The 4016-nt window shown below is 68.3% G+C and carries 4 protein-coding genes; 1 reads left to right on the top strand and 3 read right to left on the bottom strand.

What is annotated here, in order from left to right; all coding sequences use genetic code 11:
* Window positions 1–153 precede the first annotated feature (153 nt).
* From AC1DU6_RS22470 to pdxR, 3 genes are all read right to left on the bottom strand, one after another.
* Complete coding sequence (locus AC1DU6_RS22470; RefSeq protein WP_477859717.1) at window positions 154–1722, bottom strand: ABC transporter substrate-binding protein; 1569 nt, start codon at window positions 1720–1722, stop codon at window positions 154–156.
* A gap of 68 nt (window positions 1723–1790) precedes the next feature.
* Window positions 1791–2105: a hypothetical protein gene (locus AC1DU6_RS22465; protein ID WP_056198218.1), complete on the bottom strand. Its 315-nt coding sequence runs from the start codon at window positions 2103–2105 to the stop codon at window positions 1791–1793.
* Window positions 2102–3550, bottom strand: coding sequence for a MocR-like pyridoxine biosynthesis transcription factor PdxR (gene pdxR, locus AC1DU6_RS22460; protein ID WP_457323431.1), 1449 nt, complete (start codon window positions 3548–3550; stop codon window positions 2102–2104). The genes AC1DU6_RS22465 and pdxR overlap by 4 nt, the downstream gene beginning before the upstream one ends.
* Window positions 3551–3615: 65 nt before the next feature.
* Between pdxR and AC1DU6_RS22455 the strand changes: the two genes are divergently transcribed.
* A partial coding sequence (locus AC1DU6_RS22455; RefSeq protein WP_477859716.1) for a hypothetical protein occupies window positions 3616–4016 on the top strand: 401 nt, incomplete at its 3' end.

Raw genomic sequence — 4016 nt, 5'->3', positions numbered from 1 at the left:
GGGCGGCAATGGTCAGCGAGGTGKTGTGGTTCTGCGAATGCGGATCCAGCGTCAGGATGTCGTTCTGCGCGGCCCAGCGCAGCGGGGCCGCGCTGGCGGACAGGGCGGCAAACAGCCCGCAGGCCAGGGCCGTGAGAACGCCATGTCGCGCCCTCACTTGATGGTGGTGTAGCGAGCCTCGAAATAGTCGTTCGAGCGGTGGATGGTCTCGACGCTCGGCTTCATCGCCCAGGGCCGGATCTGGTGGTGGATGGGCACGAAGAGGTATTCGTCGCGGATGCGCAGCAGGGCTTCCTTGATGAGGGCGTTGCGCTTGGGCACGTCGGGCTCGAACTTGATCTTCTGGATCAGGCCATCGAGCGTCGCGTCGCTGACCTTGCCGAAGTTGAAGTTGCCGTCCGCGCCGTTGGTGCGCGTGTGGCCCCAGGCCTGCATGCCGTAGAGGGCGTCATACGTGGAGACGCCCCAGCCCAGCATGTAGAACGGCGACTCGCCGCGCTGGAAGGTCTGGCTGTGGGTGGAGAAGGGCTGGGCGATGAGGCGCACCTTGACRCCGATCTTGGCCCACATCGACACCGCCGCCTGGCAGACCTGCTCGTCGTTGACGTAACGGTTGTTGGGGCAGTGCAGCGGCACCTCGAAGCCCTGCGGGTAGCCGGCCTCGGCGAGCAGCTTGCGGGCCTTGTCGAGGTCGGGCTTCAGCGGCGTGTCCAAGGCCGCGTCATAGCCATTCACACCCGGCGCGATCATCAGCGCTGCCGGCACCGACAGGCCGCGCATGATGCTGCGCTTGATGGCCTCGCGGTCCAGGGCCAGGTTCATGGCCTCGCGCACTTTTCTGTCCTTGAAGGGGTTCTTGCCCTTCACATTGGACTCGCGCAACTCCTCGCTGCCCTCATCCATGACGAAGAAGACGGTGCGGATCTCCGAGCCTTCCAGCAGCCTGACCTTGCCTTCTTCCTTGAGCTTGAAGAAGTCTTGCGGCGGCAGGTCGGTGACGATGTCGACGTCACCCGACAGCAGGGCCGCCACACGCGTCGGCGGAGACTTGATCGGCAGATAGCTCAGCTCGGTGACATTGCCCGGGTTCTTGTCCCACCAGTCCTTGTTGGCCACCATCTTGACGGCCTGGTCGGGCTGCCAGCTCACCAGCTTGTAGGGCCCGGTGCCATTGGCATTGCGGCTCGCGAAGTTCTCTTCCTTGGCCTTGTAGTCCTGCGTGTTGGTCGTGTTGTTCTTGGTTGACCAGACCTTGCTCATGATGGGGAAGCTGATGATGTTCTGCAGCAGCATCGGCGTCGGCGCCTCAAGGATGAAGTCGACGGTGTGGTCGTCGATCTTCTTGACCTCCTTGATGCCCGAGACATAGGTCTGCTTGGTGCCCTGGGGCTGGGTGATGCGGCCGAAGCTGAAGACGACGTCGTCGGCCGTGAAGGGCGAGCCGTCATGGAACTTGACGCCCTTGCGCAGGTCGAAGCGCACCTGGGTCTGGGAGAGGTAGGTCCACTTGGTCGCCAGCGACGGCTCGGGGCGGTACTCCTTGCTCAACCGCGTCAGCCCCTCGTAGATGTGCGTGCCGATGGCGTTGGAGGTGTTGTGGTCCTGCGAGTGCGGGTCCAGCGTCAGGATGTCGTTTTGTGCGGCCCAGCGCAGTGGGGCGGCAGTGGCCACTCCCAGCGTCAGTGCGGCCAGCAGGGGCAGGAGTCGGAGCAGAGATTTCATGCGGCTTTCCTTGAGAATGGCAGGACGGCAGAAGCCAAAAATACTAGCCGCGACCCCGGGGGTGCCGGCTACGGTTTTCCCTCGGGTTCTAGTGAGCAATCGCAACCGGCACCCGCGGCGATCCAGCGCTTCACCAGCCAGCCGCCCAACTTCCCGATGAAGCCGCTCGGTTGCGCCGCTAGTGCGCCGCACACATAGCGTGCGCCGTCCCAGCGCAGTGCGACGCATGCACCTTTGAGGCGCCGGCTCAGCACGACGCCGAGCGGGCAGGGCTCGGCCAGGCAGCAGACGCCGCAGCCGTTGCAAGCCTGGCCGAACGCGGGCTTGGGCGGCGCGTCGGGGTGGATTTGGATGATCCGTGTCTGGCCCATGGGTTGAATCATGGGCCAGAAGATGGCCCGGACCGCAGCGCCTGCCGCAATCGGCTTGCCACCTCGCTCGCCTGTTCGGTCCTGACATTGGTGAAGCCGATCAACAGGCCCTGGCCGGCCTCGTGCTGCACGGCATGGGCGGACAGCGCCGACGGCGCCAGGCCCTGAGCGCGGGCGCGCAGGACCAGGCCGGTGTCCGGCTCGTGTCCGGGGAAGCGGGCCAGCAGCGTGAGGCCGCCCTCGGGAGCCGCCAGCGCGATGCCGTTGCCGAACTCAGCTTGGAGAGCGCGGGTCAGCGCCACGCTGCGTTCGGCATAGCGAAGCCGCATGCGGCGCAGGTGCCGGGCGTAGTGGCCACCGGCCATGAAGGCGGCCAGGGCGGCCTGTTCCTGTTGGGCATGGCCGCGGTGGGACAGTTCGCAGGCGGCGGCCGTGGCCTCGACCCAGGCCGCGGGTGCGACGAGATAGCCCAGCCTCAGCCCGGGGAACAGCGTCTTGCTGAAGCTGCCGGCATAGAACACCCGGTCGCGCCGGTCGACGCTTTTCAGTGCTGCCGGTTTGCGGCCGACGTAGTGGAATTCGCTGTCGTAGTCATCTTCCAGCACCCAGGCGTCGGCGGCCTGGGCCCAGTCGAGCAGCGCCTGGCGGCGTTGGAGTGACAGCGCCACGCCCAGCGGRCTCTGGTGGCCAGGCGTGACGACGGCGAGCCGGGCGGCCGGGTGGTATTGCCGGGCATAGGCCACGTCCAGGCCGGCCGCATCGACCGGGATGAAGGTCAACTGCAGTTGCGCCGCTTCCAGCGCGCGCCGGGCGAAGCGGTAGCCGGGATCTTCGAACCAGACTTCCGTGCCAGGCGGCGCCACCAGGCCGACGACCAGTTGCTGCGCGGCCTGGTAGCCGGCCGTGACGAAGACCTGAGTGGGGTCGCACGCAATGCCGCGCGACACCAGCAGGTAGGCCGCGATGGCGGCGCGCAGTTCCGGCAGGCCGCGCGGGTCGGGGTAGCAGAAGCGCTGCGCGTCCAGACGCCGTGCCGCGCCGGCCGTCAGGCTGGCCCAGAGCGTGCGTGGGAACAGGTCCAGCGCCGGCAGGCCGCCGCGAAAGGGCCAGAGGTAGTCGTCGGGCAGCATGAAGGCCGCTACCTGCGCGATCGCGGGCGTCGCGCCCGCCACCAGGCTGCCCGGCTTCAGGTCAGGCGCCACCACGGTGCCGGCAGCACCGCGCCCAAGGATGCAACCCTCGCCGGCCAGCCGCCCATAGGCTGCGTCAACGGTGCCGCGGGCCACATTCAACTGGGCGGCCAGGCTGCGCGTGGACGGCAGGCGCTCGCCCGGCGCCAGCCGCCCGTCGGCGATGGCCTCACGGATGCGCTGGTAGACCTGGTCCTGCAACGGTTGGGCCGACGCGGTTTCGAGGCATAGCGCATCCAGCGGGGAGAGTGATGGCGGTGCGCTCATGGCCCAGTCAATTCGCGCGGATTTGGCTCTGTTGGATCGGGCCATTCTCCGGGAGAGTCTGGGTCATGGACACGCAGCTTCGATCCTCCACCGCCGACATGGGCGCCAGGGCACCGCTCTCCGCGGCCCGGCAGGCCCTCGCACTCGCGCCGGCCCTCGCGGCGATGAGCTACCCGTTCTGGCTGCGGGCCTTCCATGCCGTCGGCCCGCAATGGCCTCTCGCGGCGCTGCCGCTGCTGGCCGCCTTCGCGATGCCACTGGTCGCCGCGCTGCTGTGGCTGCGCGCGGCCCGCGCGGCGCCCCGCTCGGTCTTCGAACTCCGGGCGCGCCGACTGGCCCTGCTGGGCGTCGCGGCGCCGCCGCTGTTCGTGTTCTGCGCCTTCCTGTTGGGCGTGCTGGGCCGCCCGATCTCCGAGCCGCTGGCTTGGGTGGCCGCATGGTTGGCCGCTGGCCTGTGGGCGTGGGC

The sequence above is a fragment of the Roseateles sp. P5_B10 genome (assembly GCF_056400485.1).
The sequence above is the reverse complement of the archived record's forward strand: the minus strand, read 5'-3'. Positions and strand labels throughout refer to the sequence as shown.

Excerpts from the sequence above, each read along its gene's own strand:
- AC1DU6_RS22465 (WP_056198218.1), bottom strand. The coding sequence starts at position 2,105 with ATGATTCAACCCATGGGCCAGACACGGATCATCCAAATCCACCCCGAC.